The sequence below is a fragment of the Zunongwangia sp. HRR-M8 genome (genome assembly GCF_027594405.1).
Taxonomy (GTDB): Bacteria; Bacteroidota; Bacteroidia; order Flavobacteriales; family Flavobacteriaceae; genus Zunongwangia.
The window spans coordinates 390,295-410,140 of record NZ_CP115161.1; the positions used below are offsets into that span (position 1 = coordinate 390,295).

At 33.5% G+C, this 19,846-nt stretch carries 22 protein-coding genes; 9 read left to right on the forward strand and 13 right to left on the reverse strand.

Annotation, left to right across the window (positions count from 1 at the left end):
• Positions 1-48 precede the first annotated feature (48 nt).
• From PBT89_RS01805 to PBT89_RS01820, 4 genes are all read left to right on the forward strand, one after another.
• On the forward strand, positions 49-753 hold the full coding sequence (locus PBT89_RS01805) for a hypothetical protein (protein WP_270063129.1): 705 nt from the start codon (positions 49-51) through the stop codon (positions 751-753).
• On the forward strand, positions 750-2,129 hold the full coding sequence (locus PBT89_RS01810) for a hypothetical protein (protein WP_270063130.1): 1,380 nt from the start codon (positions 750-752) through the stop codon (positions 2,127-2,129). The genes PBT89_RS01805 and PBT89_RS01810 overlap by 4 nt, the downstream gene beginning before the upstream one ends.
• A 108-nt stretch (positions 2,130-2,237) precedes the next feature.
• Positions 2,238-3,179, forward strand: coding sequence for a thymidylate synthase (locus PBT89_RS01815; RefSeq protein ID WP_270063131.1), 942 nt, complete (start codon positions 2,238-2,240; stop codon positions 3,177-3,179).
• Positions 3,179-4,048 carry an alpha-glutamyl/putrescinyl thymine pyrophosphorylase clade 3 protein gene (locus PBT89_RS01820; protein WP_270063132.1) on the forward strand — a complete coding sequence of 290 codons (870 nt, stop codon included), beginning with the start codon at positions 3,179-3,181 and terminating at the stop codon, positions 4,046-4,048. Before PBT89_RS01815 ends, PBT89_RS01820 begins: the two co-directional genes overlap by 1 nt.
• Positions 4,049-4,115: 67 nt before the next feature.
• On the opposite strand, the gene PBT89_RS01825 is transcribed toward PBT89_RS01820, so the two are convergent.
• The 4 genes from PBT89_RS01825 to PBT89_RS01840 form a co-directional block, all read right to left on the reverse strand.
• A complete protein-coding gene (locus tag PBT89_RS01825; RefSeq protein ID WP_270061650.1) occupies positions 4,116-5,312 on the reverse strand; it encodes an IS256 family transposase in 1,197 nt (398 codons plus the stop codon).
• A 104-nt stretch (positions 5,313-5,416) separates the two neighbouring features.
• The gene (locus tag PBT89_RS01830) at positions 5,417-6,478 is read right to left on the reverse strand and encodes an ImmA/IrrE family metallo-endopeptidase (protein ID WP_270063133.1); all 1,062 of its coding nucleotides are present in this window, start codon (positions 6,476-6,478) and stop codon (positions 5,417-5,419) included.
• 7 nt (positions 6,479-6,485) lie between these two features.
• Complete coding sequence (locus PBT89_RS01835; protein ID WP_270063134.1) at positions 6,486-6,827, reverse strand: hypothetical protein; 342 nt, start codon at positions 6,825-6,827, stop codon at positions 6,486-6,488.
• Positions 6,828-6,892: 65 nt separating this feature from the next.
• Positions 6,893-7,126, reverse strand: a complete 234-nt coding sequence (locus tag PBT89_RS01840; RefSeq protein ID WP_270063135.1) for a helix-turn-helix domain-containing protein — start codon at positions 7,124-7,126, stop codon at positions 6,893-6,895.
• A 432-nt stretch (positions 7,127-7,558) separates the two neighbouring features.
• Between PBT89_RS01840 and PBT89_RS01845 the strand changes: the two genes are divergently transcribed.
• Both PBT89_RS01845 and PBT89_RS01850 read left to right on the forward strand, forming a co-directional pair.
• A complete protein-coding gene (locus tag PBT89_RS01845; RefSeq protein WP_270063136.1) occupies positions 7,559-8,338 on the forward strand; it encodes an RNA polymerase sigma factor in 780 nt (259 codons plus the stop codon).
• Between the two features lie 2 nt (positions 8,339-8,340).
• The gene (locus PBT89_RS01850; RefSeq protein ID WP_270063137.1) at positions 8,341-9,441 is read left to right on the forward strand and encodes a hypothetical protein; all 1,101 of its coding nucleotides are present in this window, start codon (positions 8,341-8,343) and stop codon (positions 9,439-9,441) included.
• Positions 9,442-9,746: 305 nt separating this feature from the next.
• Here PBT89_RS01850 and PBT89_RS16825 read toward each other — a convergent pair whose 3' ends face one another.
• From PBT89_RS16825 to PBT89_RS01890, 9 genes are all read right to left on the reverse strand, one after another.
• Positions 9,747-9,881: a topoisomerase DNA-binding C4 zinc finger domain-containing protein gene (locus tag PBT89_RS16825; RefSeq protein ID WP_443089619.1), complete on the reverse strand. Its 135-nt coding sequence runs from the start codon at positions 9,879-9,881 to the stop codon at positions 9,747-9,749.
• 139 nt (positions 9,882-10,020) lie between these two features.
• Positions 10,021-10,869, reverse strand: coding sequence for an alpha/beta hydrolase (locus PBT89_RS01855; RefSeq protein WP_333474153.1), 849 nt, complete (start codon positions 10,867-10,869; stop codon positions 10,021-10,023).
• On the reverse strand, positions 10,857-11,459 hold the full coding sequence (locus PBT89_RS01860; protein WP_270063138.1) for a hypothetical protein: 603 nt from the start codon (positions 11,457-11,459) through the stop codon (positions 10,857-10,859). The genes PBT89_RS01855 and PBT89_RS01860 overlap by 13 nt, the downstream gene beginning before the upstream one ends.
• Positions 11,460-11,553: 94 nt before the next feature.
• Positions 11,554-12,093 carry a helix-turn-helix transcriptional regulator gene (locus PBT89_RS01865; RefSeq protein WP_270063139.1) on the reverse strand — a complete coding sequence of 180 codons (540 nt, stop codon included), beginning with the start codon at positions 12,091-12,093 and terminating at the stop codon, positions 11,554-11,556.
• A gap of 1,353 nt (positions 12,094-13,446) precedes the next feature.
• Positions 13,447-14,622, reverse strand: a complete 1,176-nt coding sequence (locus tag PBT89_RS01870) for a porin (RefSeq protein WP_270063140.1) — start codon at positions 14,620-14,622, stop codon at positions 13,447-13,449.
• Complete coding sequence (locus PBT89_RS01875) at positions 14,622-15,068, reverse strand: PepSY-like domain-containing protein (RefSeq protein ID WP_270063141.1); 447 nt, start codon at positions 15,066-15,068, stop codon at positions 14,622-14,624. Before PBT89_RS01875 ends, PBT89_RS01870 begins: the two co-directional genes overlap by 1 nt.
• Before the next feature lie 74 nt (positions 15,069-15,142).
• Entirely contained in the window at positions 15,143-16,420 is a 1,278-nt protein-coding gene (gene porY, locus PBT89_RS01880; protein ID WP_270063142.1) for a sensor histidine kinase, read from the reverse strand.
• A complete protein-coding gene (locus PBT89_RS01885; protein ID WP_270063143.1) occupies positions 16,417-17,094 on the reverse strand; it encodes a response regulator transcription factor in 678 nt (225 codons plus the stop codon). The genes porY and PBT89_RS01885 overlap by 4 nt, the downstream gene beginning before the upstream one ends.
• Positions 17,095-17,357: 263 nt before the next feature.
• Positions 17,358-17,498 carry a hypothetical protein gene (locus tag PBT89_RS01890; protein ID WP_270063144.1) on the reverse strand — a complete coding sequence of 47 codons (141 nt, stop codon included), beginning with the start codon at positions 17,496-17,498 and terminating at the stop codon, positions 17,358-17,360.
• A gap of 281 nt (positions 17,499-17,779) precedes the next feature.
• On the opposite strand from PBT89_RS01890, the gene PBT89_RS01895 reads away from it, so the two are divergent.
• The 3 genes from PBT89_RS01895 to PBT89_RS01905 all read left to right on the forward strand — a co-directional run bounded on the left by PBT89_RS01895 (position 17,780) and on the right by PBT89_RS01905 (position 19,834).
• On the forward strand, positions 17,780-18,118 hold the full coding sequence (locus PBT89_RS01895; protein WP_270063145.1) for a single-stranded DNA-binding protein: 339 nt from the start codon (positions 17,780-17,782) through the stop codon (positions 18,116-18,118).
• 151 nt (positions 18,119-18,269) lie between these two features.
• Positions 18,270-18,713, forward strand: coding sequence for a JAB domain-containing protein (locus PBT89_RS01900; RefSeq protein WP_270063146.1), 444 nt, complete (start codon positions 18,270-18,272; stop codon positions 18,711-18,713).
• Positions 18,714-19,306: 593 nt separating this feature from the next.
• Positions 19,307-19,834, forward strand: a complete 528-nt coding sequence (locus PBT89_RS01905; protein WP_270063147.1) for a BfmA/BtgA family mobilization protein — start codon at positions 19,307-19,309, stop codon at positions 19,832-19,834.
• Positions 19,835-19,846: the final 12 nt, after the last annotated feature.

Sequence of the window (19,846 nt, forward strand, 5' to 3'; positions counted from 1 at the left end):
GTTCGTAATAAATTTATTATTTTAACTATGTTTGTTAAAACTATCTAAATGAAAATCGATATAAAGAAAGCGGTAGAGGAATTGACACCTTACCATGCATTAATAGGTATGCTGATTTTTTTTGGAGGTATATTTATATGGCTTTACAACATTATTATAGCTCCTTCTGATCTAAAAGTTAGTGTTACCACGGAAGCGGTGGTATATCCTCGTAGCATTTCTGAAAGCTTTGGAAAAGTAAATGATTACTTGTCAGATAAAGATACTTTAGTTGTTGAAAGCTTTGGAATATATGAGTTTTTATTAAAAACGACAGATATCAAGAGGATAATTTTGAGAAATACCAGTTCCAAAACTTTAAAAAATGTTAATTTCAAACACCTTAACACAAAAAATCTTAGTGCTTTTAGTATTACTTCATCCTTTCTAACAAGCGATGAACAAAATTATCTTTACGATAATTTGATCTTGGACGATAAAAGAGAAATTATTTATTTTCAAAATCCAATTGATTTACCTCCCAATAAAGAAGTCATAATTAATATCTGGGGTAGTTTTACTGAAAGTCCAGTAAACCAGAACATATTAGTAACGTATGATGATGGAGATGGATTTTTTGAAAACGATTATTATGTAAGTGGTTTTCAAGGGTATGTATATAAAAATACTTTCCAGTTTTTTTTTATGGCCATAATAATCTTTTGTGGTGTTTACTATTTTGGAATAAAAAACGCTAAAAAGCAAAGTGAATGATTTTTTTACTCAAAAGATTATTATCAAATTTCATTGACTTTTTCCTATATGTAGTTGTATTTCTTTTATTTACGATAGTTGCGGATTTTGAGTATATCCATTCTCACTTAAATTTTCTTTTTTCGGTCACTTTTATATTTGTCTTTGTTTGCCCGATAATACTGTTTCGTAATACTTTAGGAAAACAGATAGTAAATTTGCAATGGTTGGGAAAAGAGGGTTTAAAAATTCAACTTTTTTTCAAGTATTTAGTTTATTTAGTCTTTCTCGTTCCAGCCCTTAATCCAATTACTATAATAACAGAATTTCCGTATTGGAACAAAGAAATAATTAATCAGGATGCGTCCTTTGTAATAAAGATTTCTATAGTATTTCTTATATCCGATATTTTAGTTTCTTTAATTAGTCTGGGAAAGTTTCACATTTTAGATTATTTTCTGAAAATTAAATTAGTGAATAAGACATATTCAAGCAATATGTATTCTTCTCTTTCGATCATTCTTTTATTATCAGGTGTCTATTTGATTCTAAGTGTATATCAGTACAAATACTCATTTACATTTGCAAATATTTCAGAAAGGGTTTTGCGTAAAATTCCTAAAGAAAGTTTCCCTATTGATTTAGTACATGGAGGATATGTAATGGCTATTCATGAAAAATCAAATAAGACTTATGTTCCAACAGAGCCTCTTTCGCTTATTTATAAAAAAGAATTGAACAGAAAAACAATCTATGTCAGATTGCCGATTGATATTTTTAATTCTGAAAAGCATAGACGAGATATATGTTATAATATTTTAGAGTATTCTTTAAGTAATGATATTTTTTCAGGTTATAAGCCAGATCAAACAAGATTTATTTTAACAGCAGTTGAAGACGGATTTTTCATCAGTTATAATGAATATAGATATTATTATTATTTCGATAGGGATTTGCCGGAATGGGGTATTTATGGAGGAATTAAAGCTGATTCTACGACTACTGATCAATATATTAAGTTTATAAATAATGTCAGGTTAGCTAAGAAATTAAGAGTAGAGGAAAAATTTAAAGGCAGTTTTAGGGAAATCATTAATAGAGCTTTAAATGATAGTATTTTGCTTGAAAAAGTGAATTCTGTGTATGCTAGTAGATATGAAACGCGTTATCAAATGAGTGGCCTATCAATTAAAATTGACACCTCTGAAATTAATTTAGATAAAATTGAATTTGAAGATTCTAAATTAAGTGGTTATGGACATTATAATTTTCCGGTTGAAAATGCGAAAAACAATTTTTTTACTATACAGGCTGTTAATGATGAATATCTTTTAGATGATGAAAATGTTACACAGTTGGAATTCATAATAGAAAACTATTCAAATGAATACCTATGATTTGGCAATGGAATTATTTCTTTCATCTAATCTCAATTGATGATGGATTTTTGAATAAAACTCATAATATTAATGTATATTTAAATGTATTAACATTAGTTATGATTTATGCTAAATAAACCGAGTAGTTTTTTTTCGCTCGATGATTTATTATTTGCTACTTATAAAACTTTACTAAATGAGGGAACATTAATCAATAGTAAAAGAGATATTGATATTTTAGAAATTACGCAATATGCTGCGACTTTAACAAACCCAAGAGTTAGAACTTCTAGGTCTTTGGATAGAAAGCTAGTAAGAAGTAAATTTGCTGAGTTTGCATGGTATTTATCGAAGGACTCAAATATTGATTATATTAAACCTTATATATCAGTGTATGATAAAGAGGAAAAGCAGAATGATAAAATTTTAGGAGCATATGGTCCTAAAATTTTTGGTTCGAAATGTAATCAAAAATCGCAATTTGAAAGAGTCATTGAACAAATAATTAAGCGACGGGCTACTAAGCAAGCATTTTTAGTTATAAGTGAAAGCAAAGAATATAAATTTAGGCAACAAAAATTTAAGAGTCCACCATGTACTATAGGTCTACATTTTTATGTTAGAAAGAAAAAATTAAACCTATCAGTATATATGAGAAGTAATGATGCTTATTATGGTCTTCCTCATGATATATTTTGTTTTACAATGTTGCAAGAGTTAGTTTCTTGTAGAACAAATATACCTTTAGGAGATTATACACATTACTCTACATCGATGCATATTTATCCGAGGCATATAAAAAATATAAAGGATTATCTTTCGGAAGGAAAACACGAACCAATTGAAATGCCAAATATAACTAAATGTGATACAGAAACATTGAATTTGGTTTCTAAGGCCTTTAATAAAACTTTATCTAGTTTGGAGGCTGAAAGTCTAGATTCTTACTGGAAAGATTATATTTTATTTTCTAACAATTGCTGTAAAAAAGAAAACATTGGAACTTGGGAGGAAAAATTTATTAATGAAGAAATGCGTAGTATCGCAGCTAATAGTATTTCGAAATAATGGAAATAAATCAATTAGAATTACTTTGGTCGGATTCAATCAGCCAACTTTTAAATAGCCAAATAGGTGGTGAGGAATTAAATGTTCTGGCAAATCAAACTAATGATAGTGTCAGAAGAATAGAAGTTTATAAAGTATACAAATCTAGAGCTTACAGAGCTGTTAAAGATAAACAAGAATTTATTTATACATCTAATCCTTTTGTTTTAGCTCAAAGAGAAGATTTAAGTTTTGAAGAAAGAATTTGGATAATTTATTTAGCTACATATTTCGGAAAAAGTAATAAATCAAAATGGACTCTTTTTGAAAGAGCTGCATTTGATAGAAATCAAACTCTAATTTCATTTCATAGTATTATATCTGATTTGGATAAGTATTTTAAGTATTTAGCTAGTTTTGATTTTTTTGACCAATGCCAGTTTTCAAATCATAGAAAATTTACAGCAAAAAGATTACATGGAGACAATGGGTTTTTCCAAAGTGCAAATTTTTTCGTTGATAACTTTAAAATGTACTTACCGAAAGAAAAAATTAGTTTTGATAAAATGTACAAATTATCCAGACGTATACCCAATTTTGGTAGATTAGCTGGATTTGATTTTACAAGCTCTCTTGTTAAATGTGGCTTCAATGTTGAAGAACCAAAATCAATGTATGCAGAAAATAGTACAGGACCTTTACAAGGCTTAAAATTAATTTTAAGTATGACCAATAGCAATACCTCAAAAGAGTCACAAATAGGACTAAGTAAGGATTTAGTAGATTGGTTTAGTAAACACAGTGAAATTTTTATGGTAGGTCAAGTACTTGAAGATGCAATTTGTAATTGGCAGAAAGATACTAGAAAATATATTAAGTATAGTGGTTAAAAAAATTAGAATTGACACTATCCCGTAAAGTGTGTAAGTTTTAAATAAGGGGGTTTGGCTTTATTACTTAAAGTCGAACCCTTTCTTCATATATAGTTAAGAACTGATTGAGGATAATTCCCCAGTTTCTAACCGGCATAGTCCACTTTTTTGTGGCTTCCCTTAATGCCAAATATACTGATTTCATAACAGCATCATCTGTTGGGAAGGATAATTTATTCTTGGTGTACTTCCTGATCTTACCGTTTAAATTTTCAATCAGGTTGGTGGTGTAAATGATACGCCTGATCTCGAGTGGGAATTCATAGAAAACTGTAAGATCTTCCCAGTTGTCTCTCCAGCTTTTAATAGCATAGGAATACTTGTCATTCCAATTGCGTGCAAAATCCTCTAGGGCAGCTTCTGCGGCCTGTTTGGTCGGAGCATCATAGATGAGCTTCATATCCTTTGTAAAGGCTTTTTTATCTTTCCAGACCACATACCTGCAAGCATTCCTGATCTGGTGGACTACACATATTTGCGTTCTGGATTCCGGGAATACGTTTCTAATGGTATCGGTAAATCCATTCAGGTTATCTGTAGCGGTGATCAGAATATCCTCCACACCACGGGCTTTCATATCAGTAAGTACGCTCATCCAAAAAGCCGCAGATTCATTCTTACCCAGCCATAGGCCAAGAACCTCTTTCTTTCCATCCCTCCTAAGACCTACTGCGATATAAATCGTTTTGTTGACTACCTTGGAGTTCTCTCGTACCTTAAACACAATCCCATCCATCCAGACAATAAGATAAACCGGCTCTAAAGGGCGGTTCTGCCAGGCGACAATATCATTGCTAATCCGGTCAGTTATTCGGGATATGGTGGAAGTAGAAACATCAAAACCATAGACTTCAGAGATCTGTTCTTCGATATCACTATTGCTCATTCCTTTGGCATAAAGAGAGACAATTACATTCTCGATTCCATCAACCATATTCTGCCGCTTTGGAACAATCATGGGATTAAAGGATCCGTCCCTGTCTCTTGGAACCTTTATAGAATCTTCTCCATAGGAACTGCGAACCTTCTTCTGGGAATAGCCGTTGCGGGTATTACCTTCTTTAGATCGCTGGTTTTTCTCGTAATCAAGGTGACCATCAAGCTCACCTTCCAGCATTTTTTCCAGACCACGCTTTTGGAGTTGTTTTAGGAAATTACTGAGTTCTTCTCCGGATTTGAACTGCTTTAAAAAATCATCGTCAAATAAATCTTCTTTTTTCATTACTGTGTAAATATTAGAGGCCTGAAATTACAGGCAAGATTAAAAAAATATCGGGGTTTGCAAACCCCGATATTTTCTACTTACACAGTTTTTGAGATAGTCCCTTAGAATTCAATTTTACGATAAACTTTTCTATACCAACTGTATGGAGCAATTTTATCCCTATGTACTTGGGCTACTATAAGTGAAGCAGATATATCATATTTTACTGCTAATGATAGAATATCTTTATAGGAATTACAATTTTTAATTTTTCTTTTAATGTTATCTGGGAAAAGTAGGGACTCCACAAATTCATTAGCTTCCTGTTCTTCAAATATATTATCTGATTTAAGAGAAGCTAATTGAAACTCATCATCAGAATAATGAATTAAGGGTTGCCGAAGACTATGTAAAAGGCAATGCGACAACTCATGTAAAAGCGTAAACCAAAAGGCAGCGTTGTTTTTGTATCTATCTGTAACGACAACCAACCTGTAATCTTTTAGAATTTTCTTAGTAAAACCAGATACACCATAACCTGATTTACTTGGTTTAAAAAGAACTACTATACCGCACCTATTACAAATTTCGTTAATTTTATTCAGAATTTTCTCAACTCGATTGACTTTTGTTAGTGATACAATTTCAGATAAATGTGTACTCAATGCTTCTCGAGAAAACATATTTATTTTCCCATCATAAATCAAAGACTCTGCTTCTTTTTCACATTCTCTTATCCAATTTGCTATTTTAATAGGTGAAGGTTCAAACCTCTGAGTTTTACTGTATAGAATAATTGGGCTTTCAAAATAGTCTAATACTAAATGTTCGAACGATGAATATTGAAAATCACTGAGCAAGTTGTTAATATCAGTTTGTCTTGAAGAACATAGCTCATCCAGAATCAATTTATATTCTTTGTAAATTTTTGAATTACATCTATCAGTATCTTTTATGTAATTATTGTAACGATTAATCCAAAATATTTCCGACCCTCCTAAAATTTGAGATAATTGATATGCAATTTTGGAGCTAATTTTTAATTGGTCATGCACTAAATTTCCAAAATCATCTATACTTAGATCTAGATATTCTCTAAACATTTTCAAGTTAATGTCAAGTTCAGAAATTCTTCTTAGAATTGTATCACTTGGGGGAGAAGCTATTTCGTAATCTGTGTTCATTTGAATTTTACTTATATCTATTCCTTTTATCCGTTGAATCAATTTGAAGCCCTTTTTTCATAATTTGAATAATCTTTAATCTTTCAATTTGATTATCATTTGGGGATTCATAGGAGCTAATTATTTCGCTTATTATCTTAAAAGAATTGTTTTCAATTATTACTAAATTTCTATTACGATCTATTAAGTAGTTGATAGGAGAATCAACTAATCTAGGGGATGCTCTTAAATCAGAAATGAAGGCTCTCAATTCTTTTATTTCATCAGAGGTAAATGGTGAATTTTTTGCAAAAGTACCTAATAAATAACAATATTCTCGTACTTCATCATTTTTATATGATATAGTCATGTTCTAAATTTAGAACATTTTAATAATATTTGAAAGTCAACTATTTATAAATATATTTCACATATTTATTTATCAAATTCAAATAAATCTTTAGGATGTACACTGAGTCCTCTTGCTAGTTCAGCTATAGTAGTAAGAGTAATATTCCTTTTTCCCTTCTCAATTTTATTAAGATCAGCGTAGTCTAAATCACATTTTTGGGAAAGAGCTCTAAAACTTAAGTTTTTCATTTTTCTAATTTTACCAAAATTAGCTCCAAATTGGATTAAAAAATCAACTTTATCTTTCTCGTTTTGCATCTTAGCCCTTTCTAAGCCTAAGATGAATAAAAAAATCAAAAATATTGTTGGTGTATATTACAACATTTAAAAAATTATTTATATCTTTATCCAACAACTACAAGTACAGCCTTTTACGTTAAGCCGTGATTTCATCATTGAATTTATCATGTAAAATTCTTTGAGATTTTAAAACCAAACCTATAAGAAGAAACCAACGTTTAATGAATTAGCTATTTAGTCTAGGCTAGAAGCCAGAAAGCCTTCCCTCAAGCATAAGCCTTTCCCTAAGTTTAACGGCTTTTTTGGGAAGGCCTATGGTTTCATAAACTAATTAAAGACAAACAAAACCACAGCAAATTATGAAAACTATACTCCACACCGCTAGACTCGTATTATTTGTTAGTACAGTCCCTTTTTGAAGATCTGATCCAACATTAAAAACTGTTGACTATGGAACGTGAGTTTAAACTTTTAAAAGAAGGGCATCCCGATGCTATGGAATTTATCTATGCTAGATATCATCGTAGGCTTTTTGGGTTAGGAAAGAAATTAATTCGGGACGAATTTGTCATTGAAATCATCCTCCAGGATACATTTCTGAAACTATGGGAGAATAGGGACCGGATACAGGAACCGGAACATATTTTCTTTTTTCTCCGCTATGTGATGAAGAGGGATTGTACCTATTACTATACACGACCTAGGAACAGGTTTCATAGGAACATCAACAGGTTGGATAATTATGAGAACTACCAGGAGTATATGCACGGTTATGATCCTCAAAAAGAGGATCATCATTTACAGGCTCAGGAAGCCGACCAAAAAGCATTCGATCAGATAAGCCGTGTTTTTCCTTTACTCAGCCCAGAAAGACGACGTCTCATTGAACTCTGCTTAAAATACGGTTTTCAGTATAAAAATATTGCTCGGGTTATGGGAACAAGCACTACCTATACCAGTAATGAGGTAAAAAGAGCGATCGCTGATCTTAAAAAAATTATTCATCAAGGGAGAAATTTGGATTCAAAACAAAAACAGGAGGTTACGGTAAAACTACAGGGCAAGATGACAGAGGAACAGGAAAAGGTCTTACAACTGCGTAATGAAATGCACTATTCCTTTGCGGCTATTGCAGAAGAACTTCAACTATCCCAAAAAGAAGTCCACAAGGAATTTGTGACTGCTTATAAGCTTTTACAAAGCAAACACACACAACAGAAATCTGCTTAATCATGGGAAAAGAAACTATAAAACTCACCCGAAAAATCCAGTTGCTAGTGGATGCACCTACCAAAGAAGAAAGAAAAGAGGCTCTTGATACTCTATACCGTTGGCAGAACCGAAGCTATAGGGCGGGTAACCTTATTGTTTCCCACCAGTATATTCAGGAAATGATTAAGGATTTTTTTTATTTATCTGAAGGGATAAAATATAGGCTGGTGGATGATAAGAAAGCTGAAGATGGCATGCTCAATCGTTCCAAGAGCAATTGTACCTACCGGGTGGTTTCTGATCTTTTTAAAGGTGAGGTCCCAACCAACATTTTAGCCTATATGAATTATAATATCATGAATAATTTTAGTAAAAACTTGGTGCAATATAGGAGGGGAGAGCGCTCGCTTGCAAATTATAGAAGGGATATTCCTTTTCCCTTTGGAACGATAGGGATTCATGGATTATCCTATAAAAAAGAGAAAAAAGCATTTTGCTTTCGTTTATTTTCTATTCCTTTTAAAACCTATTTAGGTAGGGATTATACGGATAAACGAAGCTTGCTGGAACAGGTAGTAGCCAGCCAAATCAAACTTTGCGCTTCTAAAATTCAACTGAAAAAAGGAAAAATTTATTGGTTAGCCGTATTTGAAGTTCCGAAAGAAAAGCATAGCCTAAAACCGGAAGAAATTGCAGAAGCCTCCCTATCTCTTGAATATCCTATTATAGTGAAATCTAGTAAAGCAAAGCTTAATATTGGTAGTAGAGAAGAGTTTTTATATAGAAGATTAGCCATTCAGGCTGCTTTAAAAAGAGTGCAAAATGCTACTGCCTATTGTAGATCAGGAAAAGGTCGTAAACGCAAAACAAAAGCAGTAGAAAGATTTCAAGAAAAAGAAAAAAATTATGTAGGTAACCGTTTGCATGTATACAGTCGGATGCTTATTGATTTTTGTATCAAACAGCAAGCAGGTACACTCATTTTAATAAATCAGGAAGATAAAATGGAGATCGCCAAAAAGGAAAATGGATTTGTTTTAAGGAATTGGAATTACTATGAACTTATGACCAAAATAAAATATAAGGCTGAAAAAGCCGGAATTGAACTTATCGTGGATTAAAATTAAAAATGAGGGTGCTTGTACACCCGTAAGGTGAGGTTCTATTTACGCTCACTAAATGCGCGCAGCATATACAACAAACCTTCCCCTTAGAGTTGAGAGGAAATAAAATAATGATCAACAGACTATAAAAAAGATGTAAGTCCATAATTATCGTGGATTGAATATAATAATGAGGGTACTTGTACACCCGTAAGGTGAGGTCTCAATAGCACTCACTAAATGCGCGCAGCATATACAACAAAGCCTTCCCGCGATGAAATAAAATGAGAATTATGATAAACAGAAATATTTATATGTAGTCATTAAAATTTACTACGATCTAAGGTTTTTGGTGTAAGTACACTTGGATAATTAGAACATCCATAAAAGTTACCATAACGGCCTTCTTTTAATAATAAATCGCCTTGACACCTCGGACAGATGTTTAAATGCGCCATGATTTTTTGGTCTTTAATCCTGTAAATCTTTAGATTTTTGGGATAGGTGTTCCTTAGATAATGAAGCACCTGTAGTATGTACCAAAACGTTCCATGCACCTATTACCAAATTATAACACAATGAATGTTGGTTTAGTAGCTAAAGTTCGTGTTGGACGTTCACTTCTTTAAATTTATTTTCAATTGCAGAAATGTTGATCGGTTTATTCAATAGGTATTTATCAAAAAAGTTGAGGACAAGTGAGTTTGTGATCTTATAAGCTTTGAGTGGAGCTATGCTTCCCGCCTGGTTTATCCCCGAAAAATTAACCATTAATGGGATATCCATGAAGTTGGAATGTCCAGTTTGTTGAATTTCTATAGTATAAAAGTCGGCATTACTTTTATTTCGAAATGCATGTTTATTGAAATTAGGATGCCCATCAGGCCATGCTGAAGAGATACTGGCAAAATGTTGATCTAGAGTGCTATTTACCATGTCTCCCCATTGTGTTCCGTCAATGTTAATTGCCGCTTGTATGCGTTGATCCTTAAGCAAAGCTTGACCCGCTGCAGCTCCTCCGTGTGAATGGCCAAAAACACCAATGCCTGATTTCTTCCTATGAGTAGATAGGAATGACATGTGCACATCGTTTTCTAAATGATCGATTACTGAAGATATATCCTTACTCCACCGTTGAATACTTGTAGCTGCAATGTAATCGGTCAATATATCTTTAATGGCCTCATACTCCTCTTTTTCACTTTCTGCTTGTTGAAATTGCTGAGTGGCATTCCATACTATTTCAGCCTGTTCTGCATTATTAGTGAGGCTATCATAGGTGGAATCGTAAAGTTTTATTTCTCCGTTTGGAAATATGGCGCCCGTACTTTCATAGGTATGATTGATGTTTACAACAATATATCCCTGGCTTACAATTTCTTCCAAGAGCGCATAGTACCCAAATGCTTTTGAATAGTGGCCGTGAGAAAAAATTAAAACCGGAATTTTCCGTTAGCTACCTCTGGATGTTTATAGGTATGGGTTTTTATAAGATCTAAGTAATTCATAGACCAACTGGGTAATTCATATTTCGTTGCAAAGCCAAGCCTGCTTCCCTTATCCAGATACTCTTCCAAATTTTCTGCTCCAATTTGGGCGGGATACCAGACTTTTAGCATTAATTCCCTTTGGTCTTGTTGGTCTGGGGTTATTAATTCTGGTCGGTCGGTGATTATATGAATATACCTGGAACCTACGGCAAACTGACCAGTAGGCGCAGGTAATTTAAAAACCGGTAAAATAATAGGGAGGCACCAACTAAACACTAAAACAATAATAAAGCCTGCGGTAATGAGGATCTTTGTAAATAGATTCCAAGCTTTCCACTCCGCTTTTTTCCATAGCATAAGAGTTACCAGAATGATGATGTAGCATGGGTGCATTTGCCATCGTAATCCTTCCATTACAAGATGTAAAATGAAAACAATCCCTATCAAAATTGCAAAGATGTTCTTTTTGGGAATTCCGGGTTTGAATATGAATAAGATGGGTAAAATACTAGCCGTTAGCAATAAAATAATTTCGAAAGCTCTCATGGGTTATGTTTTTAACAAACCTATAGAGAAGTCCTTCAATTATTATAAAAACAATAATGGACAAATAATGGACATGGGTTTAACTGTTTGAATATCATATTTTTAAAATAAAAACATCTAAGTCCTCTTTAGGTGTTAAGCCTATCTTCTTTCTTAATCTATACCGTGCTTTATGCACACTTTCTGGGGTGATGTTTAACAGTTCACTTACTTCCTTGGCACTCAAATTCATTCGCAATAGAGCACATAACTTGAGTTCATTCGATGTGATGTTCGGAATGATTTTTTGAAGAGAAGAAGTGAAATGAGGATATATTTTCTCGAAATCAGAATAAAAGCTAAGGATCTCGGCTTCTGAGCCTTTGTTTTTTAATAATTCTCTTAATGATATTTTAAGATCAGATTTTAACTGCTGATTGTTTTTTTTCAATAGTAGTTCCCTGCGAGAGGAGTTTTTTTGTGCGATCTTTTCATAACGATCACTTTTTCTTTCAAACTTAAATTGTAAACGCTTGATCTGGTTTTTTCTTAATAAGTAAGGAATCACTATGAAACCTGTCATAAATAGCCCCAATCCACTAATGAATAGGATGCTAAAAACAAACCAGATATCGGTATCAACGCTAAAATCCATCAAAAACTTATAAATATTAAATTCTAATGAAAGACTAGTTCCTATGGATAGAAATCAATCAATAATAATGAGTTTAAATATAGGAAATAAAAATATGCTCCTATGAATCTATAGGGTTCACTTATCCTATTTCAGAAAGGCTACTGTAATTTAGCAATACACTTGATTTTCAATAAGTTTGAGTTATTGGCCCGTTGACGTAAAAGGACTTTTTAAAGAAATTAGAGTCATGATTAGCGAATAATTAGAATAGAGTATAACCTAATGAAACGGGGATGGAATTGATTGATGTGAATTGGTGTAGGTTTTCTTGAAACCCATAAGATGAAGTTACTATTTTATTGAAGATTCTCATAGTGCCTTGATTTATAAAAATTGGATTCAATGATTAGATTAATATTTTCTACCTCGACTTAGATCTATAAGCAATAATGATGAATATTTTTTAGTGTATGTTGATGAACCGCTAAATATAGAAGTCTCTGTTTTTATCCCGTTCAGTCCATTTCCACTCCATTTCGCAAAAGCTTCATTTCGGGAAAAGCACTTCTCTACAAAAGTCTTAGACACCATCGAAGAAATTTAGACCTCCATTTCGCTAACCCGATGAAAAATCGGGACGCTACATTGCATTCGAATTTTTTCGATGACGTCCGCCTGATCAAAATTTACTTTTATAGATATGCCATGTTCATAGGAAACCTTGAGGGCTGTGGAAAAACAAGCATTATGAAAACTCATTGAATATATCATCTTGATGAATGTTATCAATAAGACACCTAATGAAATGATTCCCCCCCAGAAATGTAGTTTTAGTTTTAATCACCTTGGTTTTAAAATCGTTTAGTCATAGGGAGATTCTGGTAGTTTTCGTTTTGATGATATTGGTTTGTAACCTTATCGTTGATATTATGGTAAAGATGCAATGTTTATAGAGTTATTACTGTCTATATATGAGTTGTTTAAGATATAAAAGGGAAGGTGGAAACCTATGTTGCTACGAGCCTTAATACCGAGGAATTGGAAAAGCGCTACGGTATTCGTATACGAAGTAGGATGCGGGAACTTTTTAACCTCATTGATTTTAATCAGTATAGTGCGGATAAAAGACGATAAAATATTGGTGGGTTGAATGTATCTTTCTAGCATTTTCAATACCGATTATGATAATGAAATGCATCCGGGATTGTAAGCTTCTGGGACTTTATTAATTTCTATCTTAGCCTAAGATATCACTATGTCTGCGCCTTCAGTAATAATCTAAATATAAAAACTCACTAATAGGTTCGAAAATATGTGATCCTGTTTTGGGTGTGCAGTTTCACTCTTTTATTAGGTAGTTACTCTTTGAAACTAGAATTTTACCTGGGCCTGTAATCGCATAAGGTTACCTGTTTGATGATTGATTGGGTTTTGGAAATCTTCATAACGCCTATCAGAAATTGTATATTCTGCTAAAAATTCAAAATGGGGCAGGGGATGCCATTCAATGCCAACTTCGGTTTCCTTTACGGTATAACTTCGTGCGTCCAATTCATGTTTTTTCCCACCGTTATAATATTGAAAACGAACAAATGGATAAAATCGCTGGTTCCATTTTTTTACGAAATAGGAAAATGTGGCATAACCTCCAGATAATTTTTTGATTTTAATGGTACGGGATGAAGTGTCAAACTCGGGTCCGCGGCCTACATTATACTCGGCCTGGATCCCAAAAGGTTTTGGGAACAAAACAAAGGATAAAGCGACTCTTTGATCAATATATCCTTCTGGATTTACCGTAACTTCTGGACTATGTTTTAAAATCATATATTTTCCTGAATAAGCCTGAATTCCCGGCTCAATCACCTGATTGTCCAATTGGATTGGATATGAAAAGCGAGTAACTATATGGAAACTGTCATTTTCATCATAGTGATTCGCGGTTTGACCGTTATAGATTCCCAAAGCAAAAATGCCAAAATCACCACCACTTAATCCAGCTTTTCTTAGCTGGCGGATAAGCGCTCGTTTCTTGCTCGTGGCCCAGTAGAAAAAAACACCGAGATCTCGTTCATCTTTAACGCCACTATTAAAGGCATCATTTCTATCCAAGGGTAATCTATTGCTGCTGGATTGCATATTTTCATACCCATAAGGTACTTTGCTTTGCCCTATGCGTAGCCTAAATTCGTTTTTAAGATCGAGGCCTACATCAATATACGCATCTTTTAGTCTTCCTACATGATGATCTTCGTTGATGGATTTAGCAAAATCGGGTTGAAAATAGACAAATATTCTGGGGGTAATCTGGCCTTTTATTTTAAATCGAACCCGACGAAGCGATAGCCCGCCTCCAACATCTCCCCAATGTTCGTCACACTGCTCGCAACCTAAATTGGGATTAGTTTGAAATAAACTGTTATATCGTACTTGCATATAGCCTCCTAAATGAATATTGTCGTACCATTTTTTTGAATTGTCTGATTGTTGTGCCAGTAGTGATAAGTTCACTACTAGCACAAGGATACATGAAAGAAGATATCGCATTAGTCAGCTTTTTTACTAATGATACTTCCTTTATTATCTATAACAACCTCCCAGTCTTCTTTCAGTAAAGCTTCAAAATCTATATGATAATAAACTTTCCCACTCTGGCTGATGCGCTCTAGATCATCTATAGAATATCCATCAAATTCAGATTTAATAGTTTCACTTACCGCTTTAGGCAAATCTTTTTCAGAAATATCTTCTTTGTGCTTTAATAATTTTCCCTGCTTATCATACCATAATTCATGATCGGTATTCCAGTCCAGTTCAAATTCAACAGCATATTGATTGCCTTCCAATTCCCATTCTATATCTTTTGCTTCGGGATAATTTTTACTGAATTCATTTACAATAATCGAAGGAACTTCAGTTTGTGGAATTTCTTGAGCCTGTAGGCCTGAAGCTATAGTTAAAGCTGTGCCTAAAATTAAAATTTGTTTTTTCATCTTGTATATTTTTTTAATTACAAGACAAATGAAGTTCTTGAATTAGGAAAGACTTGGGAATTTTCTCGCTATCCTTAAAATTCTAACTTAAAACTGTGTAAACCTTGCTGAAAGGAATAGGATGCTTTGATGTTATAGATATCTGAAATCGCTTTAACGATGCTAAGACCTAATCCGGTCCCTGAAGATGAATTTTGAGACTTGTAAAATCTAGTGAAAATTAAATCCCTGGCAAGTGGGTGCTCCCTCCCGGTATTACGTATATAAAGTGTAGTTTCTGTAATTTCAATTTCCACCTTTCCTTTTGGGATGTTATGAAAAATAGCATTTCTCAGTAAGTTTGAAATCAAAACATTAGCGAGCGCATTATCCATATTTTTGCGAAGCTGGCCGGTTTCTTTGATGCCTACATCAATATTTTTGAAGGACGCCAAATCCTCTAAATCGACTATATTTTTTTGAAAGACTTCATTTAACGAAACTGTTTGATTTTCTAAAAACTGCTTATTCTCAATTTTGGTAAGCAACAATAAAGATTTATTTAAGCGTATTAAACGCTCAATAATACTCATAACTTTAGCAATATTTTGAGCTTGCTGATCTTGCAGATTTCCATCTTCTATAAGAAGCTCTAATTTATTCCTGGATATAGCAAGTGGCGTCTGCAGCTCGTGAGAGGCATTGCCAATAAATTGTTTTTGCTGTTCATAAGTTTCTGTAGTATGTTGTAAAACAGCATTTACAGCTTGTTCTAAATCCAAAAATTCTCGTGTTTTTGTGTTAGCCGTAGGAAGTTTGCGATTTGTGCCAAGCCGGAAGTTTTTAAGTTCTGCTAAAAGGTGATAGAATGGCCTCCAAAGTTTTTTTAAAATAATATTGTTGATGATAATGATTCCAATAATTAAACTAAAATACAACCAAACGATATCGTAAAGCAGTTCTCCAATGAGATCATCTTCTTCAACCATAGAATTTGCTACCTTAAGCTCATAATATTCACCATTCATTTTAAAGGCGGTTATAAGCATTCTTACGGGTTCCAGTTCGGGTTCTTCGTCATCAGCATCCTGCATATAGAGCATGGTATCATAAAACCTGTCTTTTAGTGGCAGCGCTTGTTTTTTGGAGATTTTTTTAACGGTAAAAAAGCTTTCATCAAAATATTTTTTGGTTAAAATACTTGGATCATCTTCGGCATTTTCAATAATAAGGCGTTTGTAGTTTTCAAGGCCTTCATCAATACTGCTTTTAATTTCGTGCAGCATATTGAAATAGAAAATCACAGCCCAAATGGTGACAATAGCAAAAATTGAAACAGATAAATATCTTAAAGACTGGTTTAGTAATTTCATAACGCGACCAATTTGTAGCCTATACCATAAATCGATTCAATTTCTATATCTGCTGTGGTCGACTGTATTTTTTTACGCAGGTTTTTGATTTGATAATATACGAAATCGAAATTGTCAGCATTATCGCTATGGTCTCCCCAAACATGTTCTGCTAATGCAGACTTAGTAACTAGTCTATCTTTATTAATCATAAAGTAATACAATACGTCAAATTCTTTTCTGTTTAAGCTCACCGTGACTTCATTAACCCAGAATTGCCTACTGTCGAAATCTAATTTGGTATTAGCAATTTGAAGGATGTTTGTGCCATTCAGATCTTTTCTTCTTAAAACGGCTTTAATCCTAGCGTTAAGCTCGGCTAAATGGAAAGGTTTGGTTAAATAATCATCTGCGCCAAGTTCTAAGCCTGCAAGTTTATCATCCAGGGAGTCTTTGGCTGAGATAATAATTACATTATCGCTTTTGCCTTCTTTTTTTAAGATCTTAAGTATATCCAATCCACTCCCTTTTGGAAGCATGATGTCCAGTAAAATGCAGTCGTACTCGTAAATAAGTGCTTTCTCCAAGGCAGAATGATAATCTGTGGCTGTTTCTACCAGAAATACTTCTTTCTCCAGGGATTGCTGGATACTGCTAAGCAGTTGCTGTTCGTCTTCTATTATTAATATTTTCACGATTTGAATGTGCAAAAAGATTTTGGAAAGAAATGGGAATACGACATTTTAAAATGGAGTACTCATCATTTCAATTTTCTGAACAGGTAGGTCATTAAACCATAATGAGCTACAACATCTTAGAAATAAGATGTTTTTGCTTTTAATAATTAATTTATTACTCGAATTTCCAACTAATTTTGTAAGGACAAAAATATCTACATTTTATTTTTTATAGTGATATATTTTAAAAATACTACACAACATTTTAAGATACCCGATTACTATTTATTCCGATCTAGAAATTTTAAAACGATATAAGCATTGAATATGCATTCTTGCATTTTCCCGCCTTCCGGTTGTTTTTCGATTTCAGTGTTCTCATTTCCTTCCCAGCCGTGGCTGCTCTCTTTTTTACTATGCAAAATACCAGCATTTAGAAGTTAGTCCACATTGCATAAGCCAGTCATGCTTCCTTTTTATAAATGCTCCCTAATTCTAAATGCTGAAAATGTATCAGCATCAAAAAAGGGAACAGCTCACGGCACTATAGGAAGTAAATCAAAATAAAACACTTATGAAATCATCTCAAAACAACATACTCGGAAGTCAGGAAAAAAATCAAAAAAAAGAAAACGCTTCGGATATAAAAAGTAAATCATTGTTTAATCCACCTGCCCTAAGGGGAGGTATAAATTTTAAAGTTATGAGTACTATTAGAAACAAAGTTCAGTTAATCGGAAATGTGGGAAACACTCCTGAAATTACCAATCTTGACACCTCCAAAAAAGTGGCGCGTTTAAGTCTTGCTACCAATGACTATTACCGAAACCAAAAAGACGAATCCATACAAGATACGCAATGGCACCACCTTGTGGCATGGAACAAAAATGCCGAACTCATCGAAAATTATGTATCGAAAGGAAAGGAAATTGCTATCGAAGGGAAATTGATTTCCAGATCTTACGAAGATAAAAAGGGTAATAAACGTTATGTGACCGAAATCTTAGTCAGTGAAATTCTACTTCTGGGTAGTAAAACTTAAACTAAAATAACAAGGGCGGAACCCCTTCGCACCCTCGTTATTTTTGAGATCTTCCTAAACCTTAAGCTTAGGTTTATAAATTTAATCAATATCATTAAAAAGGGGTGTATCCTAACCAGAATTAACACCCCTAAACTTAAAACTTATTATTATGAAAGTTAACGAAATAAAACTATGCTACAAAGATCGGGTGAGCATTTCCAAAAGTCCAAAAATTTCCTGCTCTAAGGATGCAGCTAATATCTATTATCAAAACTGGGATAAAAACGAAATTCAGTTGCAGGAATCTTTTAAAGTCATGCTACTGAATAATTCTAATATCGTAAAAGGAATTTGCCAGATTTCTTCGGGTGGACTTACGGCTACTTTAGTGGATATGCGCATCTTATTTGCACTGATCTTAAAAAGTCTTTCTACTGCTATTATCGTTTGCCATAATCATCCCTCAGGAAAATTACAAGCGAGTGAAGTCGATAAGCGACTTACCAATAAAATAAAAAGGGCTTGTGAGTTTTTAGATATTAAACTCCTTGATCATTTGATTATAACCAGTGAAGGGAACTATTTGAGTTTTGCGGATGAAGGGGTCTTGTAATTCTTATAGCTGTTCAAAATAAAAGGGAGCCGTAATAAGCTCCCTTTTTGTCGTATTCAGAGGAATCTAATTTGATGAATTAATATTCAATTCTTTATCGGGTTTTAGTTGTGGAACTCTGAAAATCTGCCGTCGTGATTTTATGAATTTCTCAGAAATCCCTGTTTTTAGTACAAATAGAACCAAATCATAGCAAATCAAATGTAAAATTAATGTAGGATGAATCTTTATTATTTGTAAATTAAAGTATTGATATCATGTATTTTATAGATATTGTTGATCTTCATATTTGACTTTCACTTTTTTGATTCCCCGGATCATAGTTGTTCGGGGAATTTTCAATGCTATTCCAAAAATGCGGTTGGTGCAAACCAACAGGTATGAAAATTTTGTCCCGTGTTCGGGACGAAATCGAATAGCAAGAGGGTAACACGTTGCACGGTGTTGTTCGATTTCTTAGGAGCCAAAAGCCCCGTTTTTCGGTGAGTTTTAGAGTTTTTGAGCTGAAAAATAGCCACCTCGGTGGATATAGATGTCCGAAAAGCCCCGAAAATACTAGAGTACTATAGCCACTAAAACTAAAAAGAGTAGCCATGACCGCAAAATCTAGACTTCAAGTGAAAGCTCATACCGCGAATAGGTTTCGGGATTTTTCAAAAAAAAATAATTCCAATCAGTCCGATACTTTAGAGCTGATTCTGGACTTTTTCGAGAAAAACAACCTCTCGCCTTTTGAAACTTTAGTGCCTTCTAAAGTGAGCCTCGAACAGCTCATAAAAAAAAGAATTGATGCGGTTATCGCTATCCTGAAAAATATTGAAAAAACCCAAACAAAACCGGGATTCCTGATGTTGGAACTACTGCTGGAAGGTCGTAGTGTCCCTAAAGCATCATCTAGAAAAAAAAGCAAAAAAGGATTACAAAGTGGCCAAAGCAGTGAACAATTGGAATTGGAAATCACCCGATTGCAGGAGGCCTTAAAAGCTACCCAGAAAGATTTGGAATATCTGCTCCAACAAGTTGAAATTAAAGGCAATGCCTTTGGGTCAGATTATTTGAAATTAAACATCCCTAGAACGGAATTCGAGCAGTTTAAAATAGCCATTAAACGAAAATCTTAAAAAACTTTTGAT

Coding starts and splice junctions, on each gene's coding strand:
- PBT89_RS01805 (WP_270063129.1), top strand. CDS start 49: ATGAAAATCGATATAAAGAAAGCGGTAGAGGAATTGACACCTTACCAT.
- PBT89_RS01810 (WP_270063130.1), top strand. CDS start 750: ATGATTTTTTTACTCAAAAGATTATTATCAAATTTCATTGACTTTTTC.
- PBT89_RS01815 (WP_270063131.1), top strand. CDS start 2,238: ATGCTAAATAAACCGAGTAGTTTTTTTTCGCTCGATGATTTATTATTT.
- PBT89_RS01820 (WP_270063132.1), top strand. CDS start 3,179: ATGGAAATAAATCAATTAGAATTACTTTGGTCGGATTCAATCAGCCAA.
- PBT89_RS01825 (WP_270061650.1), bottom strand. CDS start 5,312: ATGAAAAAAGAAGATTTATTTGACGATGATTTTTTAAAGCAGTTCAAA.
- PBT89_RS01830 (WP_270063133.1), bottom strand. CDS start 6,478: ATGAACACAGATTACGAAATAGCTTCTCCCCCAAGTGATACAATTCTA.
- PBT89_RS01835 (WP_270063134.1), bottom strand. CDS start 6,827: ATGACTATATCATATAAAAATGATGAAGTACGAGAATATTGTTATTTA.
- PBT89_RS01840 (WP_270063135.1), bottom strand. CDS start 7,126: ATGCAAAACGAGAAAGATAAAGTTGATTTTTTAATCCAATTTGGAGCT.
- PBT89_RS01845 (WP_270063136.1), top strand. CDS start 7,559: ATGGAACGTGAGTTTAAACTTTTAAAAGAAGGGCATCCCGATGCTATG.
- PBT89_RS01850 (WP_270063137.1), top strand. CDS start 8,341: ATGGGAAAAGAAACTATAAAACTCACCCGAAAAATCCAGTTGCTAGTG.
- PBT89_RS16825 (WP_443089619.1), bottom strand. CDS start 9,881: ATGGCGCATTTAAACATCTGTCCGAGGTGTCAAGGCGATTTATTATTA.
- PBT89_RS01860 (WP_270063138.1), bottom strand. CDS start 11,459: ATGAGAGCTTTCGAAATTATTTTATTGCTAACGGCTAGTATTTTACCC.
- PBT89_RS01865 (WP_270063139.1), bottom strand. CDS start 12,093: ATGGATTTTAGCGTTGATACCGATATCTGGTTTGTTTTTAGCATCCTA.
- PBT89_RS01870 (WP_270063140.1), bottom strand. CDS start 14,622: ATGCGATATCTTCTTTCATGTATCCTTGTGCTAGTAGTGAACTTATCA.
- PBT89_RS01875 (WP_270063141.1), bottom strand. CDS start 15,068: ATGAAAAAACAAATTTTAATTTTAGGCACAGCTTTAACTATAGCTTCA.
- porY (WP_270063142.1), bottom strand. CDS start 16,420: ATGAAATTACTAAACCAGTCTTTAAGATATTTATCTGTTTCAATTTTT.
- PBT89_RS01895 (WP_270063145.1), top strand. CDS start 17,780: ATGAGTACTATTAGAAACAAAGTTCAGTTAATCGGAAATGTGGGAAAC.
- PBT89_RS01900 (WP_270063146.1), top strand. CDS start 18,270: ATGAAAGTTAACGAAATAAAACTATGCTACAAAGATCGGGTGAGCATT.
- PBT89_RS01905 (WP_270063147.1), top strand. CDS start 19,307: ATGACCGCAAAATCTAGACTTCAAGTGAAAGCTCATACCGCGAATAGG.